The 20,197-nt window shown below is 63.2% G+C and carries 18 protein-coding genes; 11 read left to right on the forward strand and 7 right to left on the reverse strand.

What is annotated here, in order from left to right; genetic code table 11:
- Positions 1 to 6 precede the first annotated feature (6 nt).
- From ggt to PVE73_RS23785, 3 genes are all read right to left on the reverse strand, one after another.
- Positions 7 to 1,617, reverse strand: a complete 1,611-nt coding sequence (gene ggt / locus PVE73_RS23775; RefSeq protein ID WP_277364610.1) for a gamma-glutamyltransferase — start codon at positions 1,615 to 1,617, stop codon at positions 7 to 9.
- On the reverse strand, positions 1,614 to 2,465 hold the full coding sequence (locus tag PVE73_RS23780) for an alpha/beta hydrolase (protein ID WP_277364611.1): 852 nt from the start codon (positions 2,463 to 2,465) through the stop codon (positions 1,614 to 1,616). The genes ggt and PVE73_RS23780 overlap by 4 nt, the downstream gene beginning before the upstream one ends.
- A 72-nt stretch (positions 2,466 to 2,537) precedes the next feature.
- Positions 2,538 to 4,124: an ABC transporter substrate-binding protein gene (locus PVE73_RS23785; protein ID WP_277364612.1), complete on the reverse strand. Its 1,587-nt coding sequence runs from the start codon at positions 4,122 to 4,124 to the stop codon at positions 2,538 to 2,540.
- A 272-nt stretch (positions 4,125 to 4,396) separates the two neighbouring features.
- Here PVE73_RS23785 and PVE73_RS23790 point away from each other — a divergent pair, with 272 nt between their 5' ends.
- Positions 4,397 to 5,116 (forward strand): IclR family transcriptional regulator, encoded by a 720-nt coding sequence (locus tag PVE73_RS23790; RefSeq protein ID WP_277364613.1) that lies wholly within the window; start codon positions 4,397 to 4,399, stop codon positions 5,114 to 5,116.
- A 333-nt stretch (positions 5,117 to 5,449) separates the two neighbouring features.
- Here PVE73_RS23790 and PVE73_RS23795 read toward each other — a convergent pair whose 3' ends face one another.
- The 3 genes from PVE73_RS23795 to PVE73_RS23805 are packed head-to-tail and all read right to left on the reverse strand — an operon-like array spanning position 5,450 to position 8,433.
- The gene (locus PVE73_RS23795) at positions 5,450 to 6,415 is read right to left on the reverse strand and encodes a tripartite tricarboxylate transporter substrate-binding protein (protein WP_277364614.1); all 966 of its coding nucleotides are present in this window, start codon (positions 6,413 to 6,415) and stop codon (positions 5,450 to 5,452) included.
- Between the two features lie 26 nt (positions 6,416 to 6,441).
- The gene (locus PVE73_RS23800; RefSeq protein ID WP_277364615.1) at positions 6,442 to 7,965 is read right to left on the reverse strand and encodes a tripartite tricarboxylate transporter permease; all 1,524 of its coding nucleotides are present in this window, start codon (positions 7,963 to 7,965) and stop codon (positions 6,442 to 6,444) included.
- An 18-nt stretch (positions 7,966 to 7,983) separates the two neighbouring features.
- Positions 7,984 to 8,433, reverse strand: a complete 450-nt coding sequence (locus PVE73_RS23805; protein ID WP_277364616.1) for a tripartite tricarboxylate transporter TctB family protein — start codon at positions 8,431 to 8,433, stop codon at positions 7,984 to 7,986.
- A 228-nt stretch (positions 8,434 to 8,661) separates the two neighbouring features.
- Here PVE73_RS23805 and PVE73_RS23810 point away from each other — a divergent pair, with 228 nt between their 5' ends.
- The 8 genes from PVE73_RS23810 to PVE73_RS23845 all read left to right on the forward strand — a co-directional run bounded on the left by PVE73_RS23810 (position 8,662) and on the right by PVE73_RS23845 (position 15,808).
- The gene (locus PVE73_RS23810; protein WP_277364617.1) at positions 8,662 to 9,423 is read left to right on the forward strand and encodes a carboxymuconolactone decarboxylase family protein; all 762 of its coding nucleotides are present in this window, start codon (positions 8,662 to 8,664) and stop codon (positions 9,421 to 9,423) included.
- Between the two features lie 108 nt (positions 9,424 to 9,531).
- The gene (locus PVE73_RS23815; RefSeq protein ID WP_277364618.1) at positions 9,532 to 10,314 is read left to right on the forward strand and encodes an enoyl-CoA hydratase/isomerase family protein; all 783 of its coding nucleotides are present in this window, start codon (positions 9,532 to 9,534) and stop codon (positions 10,312 to 10,314) included.
- 37 nt (positions 10,315 to 10,351) lie between these two features.
- Complete coding sequence (locus PVE73_RS23820; RefSeq protein WP_277364619.1) at positions 10,352 to 11,998, forward strand: GMC family oxidoreductase N-terminal domain-containing protein; 1,647 nt, start codon at positions 10,352 to 10,354, stop codon at positions 11,996 to 11,998.
- Between the two features lie 80 nt (positions 11,999 to 12,078).
- A complete protein-coding gene (locus PVE73_RS23825; protein ID WP_277364620.1) occupies positions 12,079 to 13,059 on the forward strand; it encodes a tripartite tricarboxylate transporter substrate binding protein in 981 nt (326 codons plus the stop codon).
- A 78-nt stretch (positions 13,060 to 13,137) separates the two neighbouring features.
- A complete protein-coding gene (locus PVE73_RS23830; protein WP_277364621.1) occupies positions 13,138 to 13,842 on the forward strand; it encodes a hypothetical protein in 705 nt (234 codons plus the stop codon).
- On the forward strand, positions 13,839 to 14,780 hold the full coding sequence (locus tag PVE73_RS23835; RefSeq protein ID WP_277364622.1) for an SDR family NAD(P)-dependent oxidoreductase: 942 nt from the start codon (positions 13,839 to 13,841) through the stop codon (positions 14,778 to 14,780). Before PVE73_RS23830 ends, PVE73_RS23835 begins: the two co-directional genes overlap by 4 nt.
- A 106-nt stretch (positions 14,781 to 14,886) precedes the next feature.
- Positions 14,887 to 15,330, forward strand: coding sequence for a hypothetical protein (locus PVE73_RS23840; protein ID WP_277364623.1), 444 nt, complete (start codon positions 14,887 to 14,889; stop codon positions 15,328 to 15,330).
- Between the two features lie 10 nt (positions 15,331 to 15,340).
- On the forward strand, positions 15,341 to 15,808 hold the full coding sequence (locus PVE73_RS23845) for a MaoC family dehydratase (RefSeq protein ID WP_277364624.1): 468 nt from the start codon (positions 15,341 to 15,343) through the stop codon (positions 15,806 to 15,808).
- 57 nt (positions 15,809 to 15,865) lie between these two features.
- On the opposite strand, the gene PVE73_RS23850 is transcribed toward PVE73_RS23845, so the two are convergent.
- Positions 15,866 to 17,932 carry a 3-hydroxyacyl-CoA dehydrogenase NAD-binding domain-containing protein gene (locus tag PVE73_RS23850; RefSeq protein WP_277364625.1) on the reverse strand — a complete coding sequence of 689 codons (2,067 nt, stop codon included), beginning with the start codon at positions 17,930 to 17,932 and terminating at the stop codon, positions 15,866 to 15,868.
- 268 nt (positions 17,933 to 18,200) lie between these two features.
- Between PVE73_RS23850 and PVE73_RS23855 the strand changes: the two genes are divergently transcribed.
- Together PVE73_RS23855 and PVE73_RS23860 are read left to right on the forward strand one after the other, a co-directional pair.
- On the forward strand, positions 18,201 to 18,647 hold the full coding sequence (locus PVE73_RS23855) for a tripartite tricarboxylate transporter TctB family protein (protein ID WP_277364626.1): 447 nt from the start codon (positions 18,201 to 18,203) through the stop codon (positions 18,645 to 18,647).
- A gap of 18 nt (positions 18,648 to 18,665) precedes the next feature.
- Positions 18,666 to 20,177 (forward strand): tripartite tricarboxylate transporter permease, encoded by a 1,512-nt coding sequence (locus PVE73_RS23860; protein ID WP_277364627.1) that lies wholly within the window; start codon positions 18,666 to 18,668, stop codon positions 20,175 to 20,177.
- The last annotated feature ends 20 nt before the right edge of the window (positions 20,178 to 20,197 follow it).

Raw genomic sequence — 20,197 nt, forward strand, 5'->3', positions numbered from 1 at the left:
AAATCATCAGGGCACCGAGATGGCCATGCCGTCGCGCTGCGGATCCGCCGCGCCCTTGGACACGCCATCCTCTATGCGAATGGCATGAAGCGCGGCGAAGGCATAGGTCTGCGGCGATCGTGCGACCTCGTAGCCTTCCGCAAGCAGGTCCGCCTCGACGGAACGCCGGACGCGGTTGCAGATGTCGATCGTGTCGGAGACACCCACGATGCGCGGTGCGGCGATCGCGTCGAGAACCGGCATGTCGAAATCGATCATGTTCATGATGCCCTGCGCCACCGTCGGTGCGATATAGCTGCCGCCGGGCGCGCCGATGACGATGTAGGGATCATCGCCGCGGAACACGACCGTGGGCGCCGCCGAACTCGCCCGCCGCTTGCCCGGCGCGATCGATCCGGCGTGGCCAGGCCGGGGATCGAAACGGCTCATGGTGCCGTTATACATGAATCCGAGGCCGTCCGTGATGGCGCCGGACGGACTGCCGAGGGTATGGGTGAGCGCCACGGCGTTGCCTTCCTTGTCGATCACCGAGATATGCGTGGTGTCGCGCTGGGAGAGATCGAGCCGTTCCACATGAGCGCGCTCGCCGCGGCGGATGCTTTCGGCATGGACGAGCGTGTTCTCCTTCGACAGCAGGCGTTCGACCGGCACCTCGACATAGGCGGGATCCCCCATATGGAGGTCTTTGTCCACGGTCATGCGCTTCATGGCCTCGAAAAGCGTGCGGACATGCTCCACGCTGCCATGCTTCATTTGGCCGATATCGAAATGCTGGAGGATCTGCAGCAGCTCCAGCATGAAGACGCCCGATGCCGGGGGCGGGCTGACGGCGATGCGGTGGCCGCGATATTCCCCCCACACCGGCTCGGTCCGCGTGATGCTGTAGGCCGCAAGGTCCTCTTCGCCGATAAGGCCGCCATTCGCCTGGAAGTCGGCGGCGATCCGACTGCCGATCTCGCCCTTGTAGAAGATGTCAGAACCGCCGCTGCGGGCGATCCGCTCCAGCGTATCGCCAAGTTCGGGATTGCGCAGGATATCGCCCACCCCCTTCACCTGCCCGTCCGGATGGAAGTAGACGCTCCGGCCCGTGCGCGAGTAACGCAGCTTGTCGACCGTGTTGACCTGTCCATCCCCGCTCTGGTCCTTCGTCCAGTACCAGTGCATGTGGGAGCGGACCATGAAACCGTTCCTGGCATAGGCGATTGCCGGAGCGATGACATCCGCCCAGTCGAACGTGCCGAAGCTCTTCAGCGCCGCCTCGTAGCCCTTCAGAGAACCTGGCGTGCAGCAGGCGAGATAGCCGATCTCCGATATATTGTCCTTGAGGATGTAGCCGAAACCGTCCCGGCTCTGGCCGAGAAGCTTGTCCACCCACATGTCCGGCGTGGCCGCAAGCGGCGCAAGCGCGTAGAATTCGAGGATCTCATGATTGCCGCGTTTCGGCATGTAGACCTGCATGGAGCCGAAGCCTCCGATGCCGGCCATCTGAGGATCGACGACGCCCTGCACGAAGGCGCAGGTGATCGCCGCATCGACGGCGTTGCCGCCGCGTTCGAGAACCTGGGCGCCCGCTTCGACGGCTTCGGGCTGGGGAGCGACAATGGTGGCGTTCTTCATCGGGCGCGCATCTCGGCAAGGGTTTTCGTCAGGAAGGCTTTGACCTTGTGCAGGACCTTCATGCGGTCGTGCGACACGCCGGGCACCTCGTCAAAGGTGACGTTCACGCCCGCTTGCTCGAAGGAGCCTGCGAGGCTGGCGAGCCTTTCGGGCCGCGTGCGACCGGCATCGTTGGCCCCCTCCATCCAGTATCGCGAGCCCGGCTCGTGCGTGATCTCCCAGGTCTCCAGGTCGAGTGCGCCGACGACCATGTGCACGGGCACACGGGCAAGGGCGGCGGGATCGAAGGGCCGGCCGAACTTCTCCGCCACGTCTCGAATGCCCACCCACCAGTCGCGGGCGGGATCGAGCAGGGTGACCGAGCCCGGTGCGCCGATGCTCGCGGCCCACAGCCGCTCCGGGTGGAGGATGGCGAAGCGATGGGCGAAGTGCCCGCCGCCGGAAAAGCCGAAAATGGCGAATTTCGACCAGTCCTGCCCGTATTTCCGCGCCATCTCCTCGACCATCGAGAGCACGACATGATCGTAGCGGATGTCGCCTTCGACCATGTATTTGTAGCCCGAGCGCTGCCCGTCCCCGCGCACATTGACCGGGAAGATGGGGCACAGGACCGCGCAATCATTGTAGAGCCCGAACTCGGCGAAACCGTCACGGAACTCGATCGCGGAGGTGCGGCTGGTGCCGTGCACGGCGACGAGGAGGTCCACCTTCCTGCCTTCCATCACCGCCGGCGGCACATAGAGCAGCATATGGAAACGAGGATCGGCAGTGGCGGCGAAGATCGCCGTCTCGCCATAGTCATAGACCGCCTGCGCACGGGCGATGGCGCCCGAACCAAGTTCGTGCATTTTGTTCTCCTGGAGAGGCAATGAAAGGGTGCGGCCGATCACAGACCGGCCGCACTCCCGGGAAAAGACCGGTCAGTCGGCCGGCTTTATCTCGTAGACAAGCGTATACTGATCGCCGCGCGGCTTCATCTGGATCTCCTTGCTCGCACCGAGCACCACGCTCTCATAGTGCATCGGAATGAGCAGGGTCTGGTTGAAAGTGAGCTCGGAGACCTTGCGCAGCAGCTCCTCGCGGGTCCCCTCATCAAGGGTGGCGGAAGCCTTGTCGAGAAGGCTGTTGATCTCGGGATCGTCGATCCCGCCGCCATTGTAGCGGCCGGTGCCCTTCTCCTCTTCGCGGGCCGCCACGAGGGCGATCGCCGGGTTGGAGACCTCGCCCGTGTTCACGCCCCAGGACCCGAGGAACAGGCTGAACTCGCCTTCCGAATAGCGGCCGGAATACATGGACCAGGGCATGACCTCGACCGCAGTCTCGATGCCGATGCGGGAGAGCATCTGGCCGACGGCCTGCAGAACGTCGCTGTCATTGGTGTAGCGCCCGGACGGCCCATGGATGGTCATGCGAAAACCGTCCGGATAGCCGGCTTCCTCCAGAAGCTTCCTGGCGCCTTCGGGATCGTACTCCACCTTCTCGACGTTCTCGGAATGCCCGAAATAGTCTTCCGCGACGAACTGGTGGGCGACCGTTCCGCTGCCCTGCATGATCCGCTCGACGATGGCCGGGCGGTTGATGGACATCAGGATGGCCTTGCGCACGCGCGCGTCCTTCAACGGGTTCCCGTCGAGGGGCGCCCCGTCCTTGCCGGAAATGAAAGGCGAATTGTCCCGCGAGAGATCCATGCCGAGATAGACGATGCGCGTGGACTGGCCGCGAATGACCTGCAGACTGTCTGAGCTCTCGACGCGCTCGCGCCCTTCCGCCGGCAGCTTCTCGATCACGTCGAGCTCGCCCGAAAGCAGGGAAGCGAGCCGCGCCCCGGCATCCGGGATCATGCGCAGCGTCACCTCGCTCCAGGCGGCGGGGCCGGCGAAATAATCGTCGTTGCGGGCGAGCACCAGGCGGTCGCCCGGCGTGTAGGAGACGAATTTGAAGGGGCCGGTGCCGACCGCCGCCGCCCCGCTGTCGAATGCCGCGACATCGTCTTCGGCGTGATCGGCGCTGATGATGCGGATCCGGCTCAGCGAATTGAGGATCAACGGATCGGGCACGGTTGTCTCAACCACGACCGTGTGCGGGTCGGGGGTGGTCACATCGGCGATGTTGCGGGTGTAGGCAGCGAAGGACTGGGTCGGCTTGTCACGGGCGCGCAGGAGCGACGCGATGACGTCCTCGGCGTCGAAATCGGTCCCGTCGTGGAACTTGACGTCCTCGCGCAGCTTGAATTCCCAATGGGTGTCGTCGATCGCGCGCCATTCGGTGGCGAGCTGCGGCAGGTTCTCCGCGTTGGGGCCGCGATTGATCAGACTGTCGAAGATGTGCCGGCTGGCAGCGTTGTTTGGCGAGTTGGAGTCTTCGTGAGGGTCCAGCGTGGTGAAGACCGACGCCATGCCCACCGCCAGGCTCTTCTCCTGGGCTGCGACCGCCGCGGGCGCCAGCGAGAATGCCGCAAAGGCAAAAAGGGCGGAGAAAGCCTGCCGCCGGCTCAGGGAAAACGTCATCTGAATACCTCCTATTTGGGCCGGACCAACCCCCTGGCTATCCTTGTCCTTATGTCAGACTGCGTGTCCAGCGCGTCATAATGACGTCACATGCGGACAAAGCTTGTCAACGGATTTAAGCTAGTGTTTCTTTCAGAGAAACGAGATTCTCCGCGCGCCGGCAACACTGCCGGAGGAGTGCGGCAAAGGACCTCTCGAACGAGGGAGCGGCGATGCCAAAAAGCCAAAAAAGGTATATAATAGAATCTGTTGACAAGGCATTCCAAGTTCTGATGCTGGTTGCGAAATATCCCGGCACCGGGGTCTCTGAACTGGCACGTAACACGGCCAGCAGCAAGACAACGATCTTCCGAATGTTACGCACACTGGAACATCATCAGATGGTGCGGCAGGCCAAGGACGGCACTTATTGGCTGGGAAACGCCATGCTGGTGCTCAGCACGGCCGCTTCCTCGCAGATCGACCTGGTGAAGTTCGCCAGCCCCATTCTCGAGGAGTTGACGCTCAAGGTGAACGAAACCGTTCAGATGCGCGTGCGCGACAAGATGGAAGCCTTGTGCATTGCCAAATTCGAACCCTCGCGGGATCTCCGCGTGCACGCGGTGGTCGGCCGCCGGCGGCCGCTCTATGCCGGCTCCAGCAAGGTGCTTCTGGCCTATATGCCGGCAGAGGACCAGGACGAGATCATCGCCAGCAAGCGCCCTGCCCTCACGCCCAGAACGATCACGGACGCCGGACGGCTGCGCCTGATGCTGCAAAGAATCAAGGAACAGGGTTATTGCATCAGCCGCGGCGAGGTGAGCGAGCAGCTCGTTTCCGTGTCCGTCCCGGTCTTCGCGGTCGACGGCTCGGTGGTCGCCGCCATCAACATCGCGGCTCCCGCCTTCCGCACGCAGGACACGGAGATCGTACGGTTCACCAAGCTTCTGGCCGCCGCTGCAGGCCGCATCTCCGAGCGCCTCGGCTGGGAGCCCAGGACGCGGATCCGCTAGGGAAAATTCCGGATGAGCGGACCGGCGGCACCTGGATACGCGATGTCAGCGCACGGCTTCGGGCAGTTCCGCGAGATGCGCAGCTTGCACCAGGCCGGCTCGGCAGCGGTTGCCGGCCGCCAGGGCGAGCAGGGCAAAACCCGTCGCCGCCGACCGTGCCCCGGCCGATGGCAACGGCCGCCAAGCTGTGCGGGAACTGCTCTGGCTCCTGGAGATGAACTCAACCTTCCCCCTTGGCGTGGCGAACCGGGAGATCAGATTGCGGTGACCGTCTCGCTTAAGTAATGTGGACACCATACGTTCGGCGGACGCTCGATGGTCTGCAGGCGGGGACTATTCAACCCCCGCCTTTGCAGCCACCTGGGCCCACATGTCGACTTCCTTGGCAACCTGCGCACCGAGTTCCTGCGGCGTACTGCCGACGATCTCGCCCTGAGCCTCGACCGTCGCGACGACGCGTGGATTCTTCAGTGCCTCCAGGATCGCCGCGTTGAGCGTGCCGATGATGTCCTCCGGCGTGCCTGCGGGTGCGGCGAACGCGAACCAGGCCGCCAGTTCCAGATCCTCGACGTCCTGTTCCTTGAAGGTGGGAATGTCCTTGTTGAAGGCCTGCCTGTTGGCCGTGCCCACGGCGAGCGGTTTGACGTCGCCGCCATCAACCGCACCCTTCAGCCCGAGATAGGTGTCCATCATGAAGTCGATCTCGCCGGCGCGGGTGGCGGTAAGAACCGCCGAACTGCCGCCATAGGGTACATGCAGGAGATCGATACCGACTTGCTGCTTGAAGAGTTCGGCCGCGAGATGGGTCGAGGTGCCGGTGCCGGGAGAGCCATGGTTGAGCTCACCGGGATGCGCCTTGGCGTATTCGATAAAACCTTTGAGATCGTTGGCGGGAAGATTGTTGCTGATGGCGATCACATAGGGCGCACGGGCGGCAAGGGTGATCGGAGCAAAATCCGTGCGATAGTCGAAATCAAGGTCTGGCTGCGTGGTTGGATAGACAGAGACGGTGGCGGTGTGAAACAGCAGCGTGTAGCCGTCAGGGCCCGACCGCGCGACAAACTCCGCACCGACCGCGCCGCCGGCGCCCGGTCGGTTCTCGATGACCACCGGCTGACCCAACGCCTCGCTCAGCGGCGCGGCGATCACGCGTGCCAGCGTGTCCGTCGCCCCGCCCGCCGTATAGGGCACGACCACGGTCACCGGTCGCGAGGGAAAGTCCTGGGCAGACCCTGCCCCGGCGAACATCGCCAAGACCCCGGCGGTCACGGCCGTTGTGATGAAATCGCGTCTATTCATGAGTTTTCCTCCCTTGATGGATGGCATCAGCGCGCCGCCTTCGGACGCTTCTCTCTCTCGCGCCGAAGCGCGCCGGACACAGTCGGCCAGCACGACCAGGCGAGCGAAGCCAGAGACAGGATCATGCAGGCGGCGGTGATGGGACTGTCGATAAAGGTCGTCGGATCGCCCCGCGACAGGAGCAGGGCACGGCGCATGTTTTCCTCGATCATCGGGCCCAGGATGAAACCCAGGAGCAGCGGTGCTGCGGGAAAGCGCGCCAGCAGCATGAAGGTGCCGATCACCCCGAAGATCAGCATGATGAAGATGTCGAAGACGCTGTTGCGGATGGTGAAGACGCCGATGCAGATGAAGAACAGCATGGCGATGTAGAGCGCATCGTAAGGAATGCGCAGGATCTGAACGAAGAGTCCGATCAGCGGCAGGTTGAGCGCCAACAGGATCAGGTTCCCAACCCAGAAGCTGGCGATCAGGCCCCAGAAAAGCTGTGGCTGTTCGAGCACCAGCGTCGGCCCCGGCACGATGCCGTGAAGGATCAGGGCCCCAAGCAGAACCGCCATGACCGAATCGCCGGGAATGCCGAGACTGAGCGTCGGAATGAAGGCCGATTGGACGGAAGCGTTGTTCGCCGCCTCCGGCGCGGCGATGCCCTGCACCACACCCGTTCCGAAACGCTCCGGATGCCGCGAGGCGCGTTTTTCGGCAGCATAGGCCATGAAGGATGCGATCGTGGGCCCTGCGCCCGGCAGGATTCCGCAGAGACAGCCGATCAGCATCCCGCGGATCGTGGACGGCGTGGCGTCCTTGACGTCTTGCCGCGTCGGCATGAGACTGCGATAGGTCACCTTGTCGATGGTGAACGGCTCGCCGGAGTGGCGCAGCAGATTGCTGAGGATTTCCGCGACGCCGAACAGGCCCATCGCCAGCGCTACGATGCCGAGTCCGTCCGACAGTTCCAGAATATGGAAATTGAGCCGTTGGACGCCGGAATTGACGTCCATTCCCACCAGCCCGAGCAGCACGCCCAGCACCACCATCGCAAGACCCTTGAGGGCGGAGCCACGCGAGAGGGTGGAAGCAGCGATGAGGCCAAAGACGGCGATGGTGAAATATTCCGCCGCGCCGAATTGCAGGGCGAAGCGGGCTATGAAGGGCGCCAGGAAGATCAGCACCAGGATGGAGAACGAACCGCCAATGAAGGAGGTCAACGTGGTGACGGCCAGCGCCACGCCCGCGCGGCCGTTCTTGGCCATGGGATGGCCGTCGAGACAGGTCACTGCATTCGTGGAGGTACCGGGGATGTTGAGCAGGATGGACGCCGTCGATCCGCCATACTGCGCCCCGTAGAAGACGCCCGCCAGCATGATGATCGCGGTCGTGGGATCCATATAGAAGGTGATCGGCAGCAGCATCGAGATGGTGGAGAGCGCCCCGATGCCGGGCAGCAGCCCGATGACGGTGCCCAGCGTGACGCCGATGAAGCAGAACAGAAGATTCTCCGGCGCAAAGGCCACCGCGAAGCCGGACTGCATGTTGAGGAGAATATCCATCGCGGGGCGGCCTCGCTGCTACCAGGCAAACGCTTCGACGGGCAGGCCGAGGCCTTCGATGAACAACGCCCAGCCCAGGATCGGCAGGGCGAGCGCGGTGATCGCCACCCGCTGAAGATTGGGGCTGGGATGGGCGAATGCCGCGATGGCGACGAGTGCGACCGTGGCCGGCACGAGCCCGAACGGCTCGACGAGTGCGCCCCAGGCCAGGATGCTGCCGAAGACGGAGCCGAACACACGAAGCCGAAGCCGCGTCGCTTCGCCTTCCACGTCATCGGTAAACAGGAAGATGAGGATGCCGAGGACAGTGAGCAGCAGTCCGGCGATCAGCGGAAAGTAGCCCGGCCCCATCCGTGTAATCCCGCCGATCGGATACGCCATGGATTGGACCACCACCAGCAGGCCGACGCCGGCCAGCAAAAGCCCGCCGACGATGTCGTAAGGACTTCTCGATCTGAAAATCGCCATGAAATCTCCTCACCCCGGCGCTGCGCCTTCCGTTAGGCCGAAAGCCGCCTGATGCCTAAAAAGCCACCCCTCCGCGCTGCGCGTGGGGGATTATTCGCAGCTTGATCCGATGCGATAAACGGACAAAACCCGACAACGATCTTTGCATGGCGTGAAACGCCGCTTTCCGTTTTGGCCCTCTCTTCGGACAACTTGCGGCTCTGCTAGACAGGGGCGGAGGAGACGCTCATGCAGGACAGTCCGGATCCGGCAAAATTGAAGGCGCAGGTGATCGAGGCGCGAGGGTACTGGCATCCATTCCATGAAGGGCTTCTGGAGTTGGCGCCGGACTATCTCGCCGCCTATCTCGCCTTCCAAGATGCGCCGGCGCGCTCCGGCCGTCTGGAGCCCAAGATACGCGAGTTCATCTACATCGCTGCCGACGGCGCGGTGAGCCATCTCTATTCGTCCGGTCTGCAGCGCCACATCGGCATGGCACTGGAAAAGGGCGCGACACCGCGGGAAGTGCTGGAAGTCATCGAACTCACCATGCTGACCGCGCACGCTCCACACGAGATGGGCCTGCGCATTCTGGCGGAGGAAATGGCGGCGGCGGGCAGCCAGCAGGACGAGATGACCCGCCCGCTCAGCGCGGACGAGGAACGCCGCAAGAAGCGCCACATCGAGGCGACCGGGCGCTGGCCAGCCTGCGGGGACATCTTGTTCCGCCTCGCGCCGGACTTCGTCGACGCGTTTCTGGCCTATGAAGCCATCCCCTATGCCAAGGGCACGCTGGCGCCCAAGGTCAAGGACATGATCCTGATCGCCGTCAGCGCCGCGCCGACCATGCTCGATGCCACGGCCACGCGCCGTCATATCCGCGCGGCACTCGGTAATGGGGCGACCGGCGAGGAAATCGCCGAGATCCTGCAACTGACGAGCGCGATTTCCATCCACACGTGCACAGCCGCGGTGCCGGCGCTGATGGATGCGATCCGCGCCGGCGCCTGAGTTTTTACGTTCGATGAAAAGCTGCTTGTCGCGACCGCCGCTCCACAAACACGAGGCCCCGGCGGTAAACGGTCTGCCGGGCATGCGGATATATCGGGAGGAAAAGAGATGACGTTGCCACGGCTGGAAACCGTCAAAGCCACGATCGAGGACGGCATCGCCGTGGTGACCTGCGACCGGCCTCCGGTCAACGCGCAGAACCGACGGATGCGTGAGGAGTTCATTGCGCTGTTCGACGCGCTGAGCGATCTCGACGAGGTCCGGGTGGTCGTCCTGACTGCTGCCGGAAAATATTTCTCCGCCGGGGCGGACATCAAGGAACGGGCCGATTTCGAGGAAACACCTGGATACTATATCGGCCACAATCGCCTTACCCGTGAATTCTTCTATGCGGTCTCCGACTGCTCCAAGCCGGTCATTGCGGCGGTCAACGGGCCCGCCTTCGGCGCCGGCTTCGCGCTGATGCTCGCCTGTGACATCATGTTCGCGGTGGAGGATGCCTATTTCGTCATGCCTGAAATCGATGTCGGGCTCGCAGGAGGGCTCAAGTTCGTTGCCGATCATTTCGGCAAGTCGCGAACCAACGCCATGTATCTGACGGGCCGCCGCTATCCTGCTGCCGAGCTCTACCGGCTTGGCATCATCGAAGCGGCGCTTCCGGCCGAAGAGATGTGGCGGGAGGTGATGAAGATGGCGCGTGAGATCGCCTCGAAGAGCCCCGTCGCCGTCCGGAAGATCAAGCGCGCAATGCAGGTGATCGAGGAGATGCCGACGCGCGAGGCCTATCGGTACGAGCAGACGGTGACGGTCGACCTCTCGCATACCGAGGACGCGCGGGAGGCACAAAGGGCCTTCGTGGAGAAGCGCCAGCCGCAATTCAAGGGCCGATAAGGCGCCAGGCGGACCAAGAAGCGCGACGGGAGATTTCATGCAGGTTTACGGCGAGTTCGACTATATCGTCGCTGGCGGCGGTTCGGCGGGCTGTGTGCTCGCCAATCGGCTGTCGGCCGACCCCAGGAACCGTGTTCTCCTGCTTGAGCGCGGGGGCAAGGACAACTGGATCTGGTTCCATATTCCCGTCGGCTACCTTTTTGCCATCGGCAATCCTCGGGCGGACTGGATGTTCAAGACCCAGCCCGAGGACGGGCTGAACGGACGCACGCTTGCCTATCCGCGCGGCAAGGTGCTCGGCGGCTCCTCGGCCATCAACGCGATGATCTATATGCGCGGGCAGGCCGCCGACTATGACGCATGGCGCCAGCAGGGCCTGCCCGGCTGGGGCTGGGACGACGTGCTTCCCTACTTTCTCAAGCACGAAGACCATGTGGACGGTGCCGGCGCGTTCCACGCCGAAGGCGGGGAATGGCGCGTGGAACATCCCCGCGTGCGGTGGAAGATCCTCGATGCGATCCGCGACGCCGCCGAGACCGCGGGCATTTCCAAGATCGACGATTTCAATTGCGGCGACAACGAGGGTTCGTCCTACTTCCAGGTCAACCAGAAGGCGGGACGCCGCTGGAGCGCGGCAAGGGGATTTCTCAAGCCGGTGCTCGGCCGCCCCAATCTTCAGGTTCTGACGGATGTGCATGTCGAGCGCGTCGAATTCGACGGAAAGCGCGCGGCGGCCATCGTCTTCAATCGCGGCGGCAAGGCAATGCGTGCGCAGGCGCGCGCAGAAATCATCCTCTCCACGGGTGCAGTCGGCTCTCCGATGGTCCTGGAAGCTTCTGGCATCGGCAATGCTGAAAGATTGAAGAACGAGGGCATCGCCGTGGTGAAGCATCTACCCGGCGTCGGCGAAAATCTGCAGGATCACCTGCAGATCCGGCCGATCTACAAGGTGACCGGTGTGCCGACCCTCAACACCCTTTACGCCAACCTGTTCCGGCGAGCGATGATGGGCCTTGAGTATATCATCCGCCGTTCCGGTCCATTGACGATGGCGCCCTCGCAACTCGGTGCCTTCGCCCGCTCGTCGAGCGCCTTCGAAACGGCAAATCTCGAGTTCCATTTCCAGCCGCTCTCCCTCGATGACTGGGGCAAGGGGCTGCACCCGTTCGACGCGTTTACGGCCAGCGTGTGCAATCTGCGCCCGACGAGCCGTGGCAGCATCCATCTCGCCCGCAAACCGGACGGCAGCGTCATGCCGGATATTCGCCCCCGCTATCTCTCGACCGAGATGGACCGGCAGGTGACGGTCGAAGCGTTGAGATATGCCCGCAGGATCGTCGCCCAACCGGCGCTTGCGCCCTTTCGCCCGGTCGAGTTCCGCCCCGGCCCGCAGGTCGAGAGCGATGCCGATCTGGCCAAGGCAGCGGGCGATCTCGGCACCACGATCTTTCATCCCGTCGGCACGGCGAAGATGGGACGCGACGGCGACGCGATGGCGGTGCTCGATGGGCGGCTTCGCGTGCGTGGCGTCGAAGGACTACGGGTGGTCGATGCCTCGGCAATGCCCATGATTACCTCCGGCAATACCAATTCGCCAACGCTGATGATCGCGGAGAAGGGGGCGGCAATGATACTGGAGGACGCCCGCCGACTTGTCCCCGCACGCGAGTTTGCAGAAATGTAAAAGATGATTGGCGGTTTTTTCAAATTGAGTTGGATTTCACGCCTGATCTAAGTTCGCCTCACCAAAAGCGGAGGAAACCAATGAACAGGCGAACACTCATTTCCGTCGCGCTTGCTGCCATGGCGGCGGCGCCGATGGGCCCCGGCGGTGCGCTAGCGCAGGATGCGCAATCCTATCCTGAACGGCCGGTCACCATCGTCGTGCCCTACAGCCCCGGCGGATCGACCGACGCGGTGGCGCGTTTCATCGTGCCGATCCTGTCTGAAAAGCTTGGCCAACCCTTCACGGTGGAAAACAAGCCGGGCGCCGCCGGAACGATCGGCACGGACCTCGTGGCCAAGGCCGATCCCGACGGCTACACGCTTCTGGTGCACACATCCGTCATCGGCATCCATCCGGCGTTCAAATCGAATCTGACTTATGACACCAAGGCCGACCTTGCACCGGTAAGCATCGTGGCGACGGGACCGTTCGTGCTGAATGCCAATCCCCAACTGCCGGTCGACAATGTCGATGAACTGGTCGCCTATGCCAAGGAGCATCCCGGCGAGCTCAATTTCGGTTCCGCGGGCGCGGGGTCGTCCGGTCATCTCATCACCGAGTTGTTCATGGAATCGACCGGCACCGAGATGGTCCATATTCCCTACGCCGGCGGGGGTCCCTCGCAGGTCGGCCTGATGGGCAACGAGGTGCAGATCGTCTTCGATACCCTCACATCCGTCCCCTTCATCGAGGAAGGCCGCCTCAAGGCACTTGCGGTGACGTCCGATGAGCGCTGGGCGGGCCTGCCCGACGTGCCGACGATGGAGGAGCAGGGTTATGGAGATGCCGCGGCGGCGATCTGGATTGGGGCGTTCGCCCCGGCGGGCACCCCGGACGAGATCGTGCAGAAGGTCTCCGATGCCATTGCGGAAGCGGTCAAGTCGGAGACCGTGATCGAGCAATTGTTCAATGTCGGGCTTGTGCCGGTCGGCAGCACGCCGGCGGAAGCAAAGGAACGTCTCGATCAGGACATCGACCGCTGGCAGGCACTGGCGGACTCCGGCGTCACGCTCGAATAAGCGTCTCGTACGCACGGGTGGTGGGGCGGCAGCGCGCGCGCCCCACGCCTTTGGCTTTCTCATGCAACGAGCCCAAGAATGGCGGATAGCAGAACCATCGTCGTGGCCGGTCCGATCGCGGATGCGAGGCAGCATGCATATGAGTTCGCCATGCGCGAAGTCGGAATGAAATGCCACTTCGCTTCCTATGACGAGGCCCCTGCTCTCTTCGAGGGCGCCAAAGTGGCGGCCGGGCTGATCACACTGCCTGCATCTACCGCCGGCACTCCTTTCGATTCACTGGAGCCGGCGGACTTCGAGGCAGGATTGCATGCCGATCTTCACGGGCGGTTTGCGACCGCACAGGCATGTGTTCGCGCCAGCGGGCAGGATGGTTGCTCGATTGTCCATCTGGTCGAGGCGGATGGCCTGATCGGCGGACAGGAAAAAGGCCTCTGCGGGATCGGGACCATGGCCGCGGTCGGGCTTTCACGCTCCATCGCGCTTGACAATCGCGGCAAGCCGATGCGTTCGAACGTCGTCGCGTTGACCGGCGCGGAGCGGCCCGCGGAACTTGCCGCCTTCCTTCGCTTCCTGATGTTCGAAGGGGGCTGCACTTTCACCGGCCAGGTCTTCGCGCTCGGCGACGCCACGGTTTACATTTGCGGGCAACCACGGCCGTTGCGCGTCGCGCACCGCGACGGGGGCTGGTCGCAAGCCGACCTCTCCGCGCTTATGGACCAGGCATGGGAAAGCGCCCTCGTATCGACCAAGGAAACAGCCGCCAAGGTCTTTTCCCTATGAGCAGCGAGTCCAGGTTCCTTGCGGGCAAGACGGCAATCGTCACCGGCGGAGGCGGAGGCATAGGCCGGGCCATCGCGCTCGGGCTTTCGCGAGCCGGCGCCCGCATTCTCGTCAATGATCTGGGCGTGTCGGTATCCGGTGATCGAGAAGAGAAGAACCCGGCCGACACGGTCGTCGAGGAGATCCTTGCCGAGGGCGGAGAAGCGGCCGCCAATCACAACAGCGTCGCCGATCGCGATGCCGCGCAGGCTATGGTCAAACAGGCGATCGACCGCTTCGGATCGGTCGATATCGTCATCAACAATGCCGGCATCATCCGCATGGGCGCGTTCGCTGAAATGAGCGAAGCCGACTGGCAATCGGTGCTGCGCGTCAATCTATACGGAAGCTTCTATCTCAGCCGGGCCGCAGCGCGTCATTTCAAGGCGCAACGCAGCGGTGCCTACTTGCATCTGACCTCGGCAAGCGGCCTGATCGGCAGCACCAGCCAAGCCAATTATGCAGCCTCCAAGCTGGCGCTGGTTGGCTTATCGAGAGCGATCGCGCTTGATCTCGGCCCCTTCGGCGTGCGGTCCAACTGTCTTGCACCTTCAAGCACCAGCCGGATGACCGAGCTTACCGACAGCGCGCGCAAGCACATGATGAGCCCGGAGAAATATGCCGCGCTGAAGCGCATGCGCGCGGCGTCCGCGCCGGAGCGCATCGTGCCCCTGGTCGCCTTCCTCGTCAGCGATGCGGCTACCGCTGTCAACGGCCAGGTGTTCGGCGCGCGGGGCAACGAGGTCTATCTTTACAGTCAGCATCGTCCCGTGCGGATGGTGCACGCCGCCGGAGGCTGGACGCCGGAATTGATGCAGGAGCGCCTGGCCGAAGCTCTTTCGCCGTTCCTGACACCGGAGGAGGTGATCACCGACGTGTTCACCTGGCCACCGGCCTGAGCTTTGTCAAAACTGCAAAGATCGTCTGCCGTTTCCTGCCGTTAAGCCACCGCCTCCCCGGTGCTAGGAGCACCTGAAAGTCCAACGAAGGCAGAAAGGAACTGCGATGGCTATCGGAGGAGTGGTAACGGATCTGGATGTCGGAGACATCCTCGGCCCGGTGGAATACACGCTGAGCCCGTTCGTGGTGCGCGAATATTGCCATGCCGTGGAGATGCATCAGGACTGCTTCCAAAGCGCCGACGATCTCATCATGCCACCGACGCTCATTCATCTCGACAAGCTGCGCCTCTACAACCATGCCTGCCCCGGCGGCACCGGCCCGACCGCGCGAATCCACTACGAATACGACGCGGAAGTGTTCGCACCGGTGCGTGTCGGAGACCGGCTCTCCGTCTCCGGCGAGGTAAAGGAGCGCTACACCAAGAAGGGGCGCGAATACGTGCTTATGGAGATGCAGCTCAAGCGCATCGAGACCGGCGAGCTGCTGGTCCGCTATCTCGATCAAGTGATCCTTGCCTACAAGGCGAAGGAAGAAAAGGCCGCGTGAGGACAAACCGATGGCGAAAGAACCGATGACACCGATCACGCTGCAGCCGGGAACCGAACTGCGCACCCGCCCGCGCGCCATGACCCGTGAACGCATGCGCTGGTATGTGGACGCACAGCCTACGATTGCGGCGGACGATGGGCGTATCCACACGCAGCCGCCGACGATCCACGATGACGACGACTACGCGCGCGCGCAGGGCCTGCCGGGCATCATCGCCGACGGCATGATCTCGACGAACTGGATACAGGGTCTGCTCGTCGATGTTTTCGGCCCGCAATTCGCCTGCCGCAGCCGGCTCAAGACCAAGTACATAGCGCCGATTTACGAGAACCAGGTGGTGACCGCCTGTGCCCGGGTGCAGACGGTAACGCAAAACGAGAATGGTGATACCGTCTATACGCTAGAGGTCTGGTGCGAGGACGACTCAGAGAAGAAGCTGACTGTCGGTTCTGCGATGGTTCAGCTTCCTGCCTGAGACAGGACATATCTTTGCCGAGCGGAACCGTTTCCGCCCGGCAAAGCGGTCACCGTCTCAACGGAGACTGTCGAGGAGCGCGTCGACATCGCCGCGCCGGAAGCCGAACCCGGTCGCGGCTTCCGCCTTCTCGACCATCTGCCAGACATCCTGGCGCGGCATTCGGGCCGCCAGGTAAATCGGCCCGCCTCTATATTTGGAAAAGCCGTAACCATTGACCAGCACCAGGTCGATCTCCGCCGCAGAACGGGCGATGCCTTCTTCCAAAATCAGTGCAGCCTCGTTGACGATGGCTCCCAGCACGCGGTGCTGCATATCCTTTTCGCTTGGAGGGGTGACAATTCCGCGTCTTTGAGATTCTGCTCTCACCATCTCTGCGACGATCGGGTCCGGCACACCGGCCTTCGCGCCTTCCGGATAGAGATACCAGCCGGCGCCCGTCTTGCGGCCGAGCCGCCCCATCTCGCAAATCTTGTCGGGGATGACGACGTAGCGCTCTCGCGGATCCCGATCCGTCGCCTTGCGCCGGCGATTGCGCCAGGCGATGTCGAGTCCCGAAAGATCGCTCACGGCAAAGGGGCCCATGGCAAAGCCGAGCGCCTGCATGGCTGCATCTATGGTTTCGGGCAGTCCGCCCTCCTCCAGCATGTATTCGCATTGTGCGCGGTATTTGGCGTAGATGCGATTGCCGATGAACCCTTCGCACGGCCCCGACAGGATCGGCAGCTTTCCGATCTCCTTGCTGAGAGCAATGCCCGTGCACAGGGTGTCGGGCGAAGTGCGGCGGCAGCGCACGACCTCGACAAGCCGCATGCGTGGAACCGGCGCGAAGAAATGCAGCCCGAAGAAGCGCTCCGGCCGCCCGGATGCGTCTGCAAGCTGCTCGACGTCGAGATAGGACGTGTTGGTGGCGATAATGGCATCCGCCCGGGCGATGCCGCCGAGGGCCTGCATCACGTCCATCTTGATTGCCATGTCCTCGAACACAGCCTCGATGATGAGATCCGCATTGGCCGCCGCAGCCAGATCGTTCATGAAAGACAGGCTGGCCTGCGCAGAAGCAAGCGGGATTTTCAGCTTCCCGAACCTTTCCAGCTCCGCGAGCGCGGACTCGATCTGTCCTCCGGCGCGCGCGAGCGCATCGGAATTCGTGTCGACGACCGTGACCGCATGTCCTGCCGCCGCAAATACACTGGCGATGCCGGCGCCCATCGTTCCGGCACCGATCACCGCGAGACGACCGATCTTCGCCGGCGACCCACCGATTTCATCGACTTTGGCAGCCTTGCGCTCCGCGAAGAAATTGTAGCGCAGCGCGGCTGCTTCCTCGCTTTGGCGCAGGGTCTGGAACGTCTCGCGTTCGCGTTCGAGAGCGGTTTCGATCGGCACCGTCCGGGCCAGCAGGACGGTCTCTATCGCGCTGCGGACATTCGGGCGCGCCCGGCCGCCTTTCTCGGCCTTCACGATCGCCTTTTCGATGGCATCTTCGGGCTCGGGCGGAAGGGGTTGGCGCGAGGCAAGCCGCTTTGAGCCGGTTTTCGAACGGGCGAAGGCTATGGCAAATTCCAGGAGATCGCCCTCGGCGGTGGCATCGATCATCCCGGCTTCAAGAGCCTCGACGGCGGGAACGCGACGTCCGGAGGTGATGACCTCGATAGCGCTGGCAATGCCGGCCAGCCTGGGAAGCCGTTGCGTACCGCCCGCTCCGGGGATCATGCCGAGCCCGATTTCCGGCAGGCCGACAACGGCTGCGCGGTCCGCCACCCGCCAATCGCAGGCAAGCGCCAGTTCATATCCGCCGCCAAGAGCCGCGCCATGGATTGCCGCCACCACCGGGACCGGACAGCTCTCGATGGCGGTGAGGACGACGGGCCACTGAGGATCCTCCAGCGGGCGGCCGAACTCCTTCAAATCGGAGCCGGCGACGAAGGTTCGGCCGGCTGCGGCCAACACCGCCGCACGCACATCTTTGTCACGGCCGATCGCCTGGACTGCGGAAAGAACACCCGCCCTGACCGAACGGGAGCCCGCGTTGACCGGCGGATTGTCGATCGTGATCACCGCAACGTCCCCTTGCCGCGTCAGAAACACGGTCTCGCTGGCGGCTGCCGGGAAGTCTGTCATTAGAAGCCTCCTTTGTTGGTGCGGCTACAATAAGGGGAGGAAAGCGCTTTGAATTTTCGCATCCTGCACAGGTGCTTTCGACCGTTCCTAAACCGCTCATCGCGATCTGCGATAATCTTCCGCTCAGGCAGCTTTGCAGTTTTTGAAAAGAATGTTGTTAGGTTTTTGCACTTTTTGGGTGAAAGTCATCGTTTCAGTGTGATTGGAAACGCAGTTTCGCGGCTGAGGGTACTCGCCCGGCCTGGAGAACAAGACAGGGAGGAAAAACATGCCGTCGTTCAGCAGGAGTCCGGCCGACACGATCGGCGGCGGGCTGATCATGCTTTTTGCCCTTGGCGTTATCGTCGAAGGTGCCCGCTATCCCATCGGTACGCTGAACCGGATGGGGCCGGGCTTTCTGCCGATCGTCATGGGTGTGGTCCTTGCGATGCTGGGCGTTGCGATCATCTTCGCCGGCGACGGCGGCGCGGCGCAGGCACCGAAGAACATGCGCGCGCCGGCGTTCGTTTTTGCCGGCCTGATCGCCTGGGGGCTGCTCCTGGAGCGCGTGGGGCTTATCATCGCGACAATGGTGCTGATCGGCCTGGCCGCCTTCGCACATCCCAAACCGAATCCACGCCGCGTCCTCATCACGCTCGTCGTTCTGCCTCTCGCCTCCACCGCCCTGTTTATCTACGGGCTGCGCTTGCCCATTAAACCCGTGATCTTCTTCTAAGGGCGGGAGCCTTCGCGCATGGATTTTCTCAGCAACTTTCAAGCGGGCCTCGCTGTGGCCCTGCAATTCGACAATCTGATGTACTGCTTCGCGGGCGTGGCGCTCGGCACGGTCATCGGCCTGCTGCCCGGCATCGGTGCCCTTTCGACGATCTCGATGCTGCTGCCGATCACCTTCTACATAGAACCGACGGGCGCGATCATCATGCTCGCGGGGATTTTCTACGGTGCCCAGTATGGCGGATCGACGGCCTCCATCCTGATGAACATCCCCGGTACCGCGACCAACGCGGTTACCTGCCTCGATGGGCATCCGATGGCCAAGAAAGGCCGAGCCGGGGTGGCGCTCGGCATCACCACCATCGTTTCCTTCATCGGTGGTTCGTTCTCCATCATTCTCCTGATGTTCCTTGCGCCCATGATCGCCGACGTCGCCATCTCCTTCGGCGCGCCCGAATATTTTGCCGTGATCCTTTTCGGCTTGATTGCGGCATCCACCATGGCGTCAGGATCGGTGGTCAAAGGCCTCGCCATGGTGGCGGTCGGCGTCGTGCTCGGCCTCGTGGGATTGGACCTCAACACCGGCGTTCCGCGCTTTCAGCTAGGCCTGGTGGAACTATCCGACGGGCTCAACATCGTCGCGCTCGCCATGGGCCTGTTCGGCGTGGCTGAAATCCTCTCCAACCTGATCAACACGGATGGTGTGCCTTTCAAGGTCCAGAGCGTGCGTCTTCGTTCGCTGCTGCCAACCCGCCAGGATATCAGGGATGCGACGGCACCCACGGTGCGCGGAACGCTGATCGGAGCGGCTTGCGGCATTCTGCCGGGCACCGGCGCAACGATCGCCTCCTTCTTGTCCTATGCCGCGGAGCGCCGCGTATCGAAGCATCCGGAAAAGTTCGGCACCGGCATCGTCGAGGGTATAGCCGGCCCTGAAGCGGCCAACAACGCCTCCGTGCAGTCGGCCTTCATCCCGACGCTCAGCCTCGGCATCCCGGGCGATGCTGTCATGGCGGTAATGCTCGGCGCACTGATGATCCATGGCATTGCGCCGGGCCCGGCACTGGTTTCCCAACATCCCGAGCTCTTCTGGGGGCTCATCATGAGCTTCTGGATCGGCAACGCCCTGCTGCTTCTGCTCAACCTGCCGCTGATCGGTCTCTTCGTGCGGATCCTGAAAATCCCCTACGACGCGCTCTACATCGCAATGCTCGTGTTCATCTGCCTCGGCGTCTACAGCATCCGCAACAATGTGTTCGACGTCCTCGTCACCGTCTTCTTCGGGATCGTCGGGCTGGCGATGATCCTGGGACGCTACCCGGCGGCTCCCTTGCTCCTCGGCTTTCTGCTCGGGCCGATGCTGGAGGATAACATGCGACGGGCGCTGCTCGTCTCGCGCGGCGATTTTTCGATCTTCGTCCATGGTCCGGTATCGGCGGCCTTCATGGTCCTGTCCGTCGCGGTGCTGGCTTTCGCGCTTGGGCGACCTACACTGGGCGCGATCAGACGGCTGCGAACGCGGCCGCTCTAAGCCGGCATCGAGAGGGAGGG

Origin of the sequence: Chelativorans sp. AA-79 (assembly GCF_029457495.1) — a bacterium.
Taxonomy (GTDB): Bacteria; Pseudomonadota; Alphaproteobacteria; order Rhizobiales; family Rhizobiaceae; genus Chelativorans.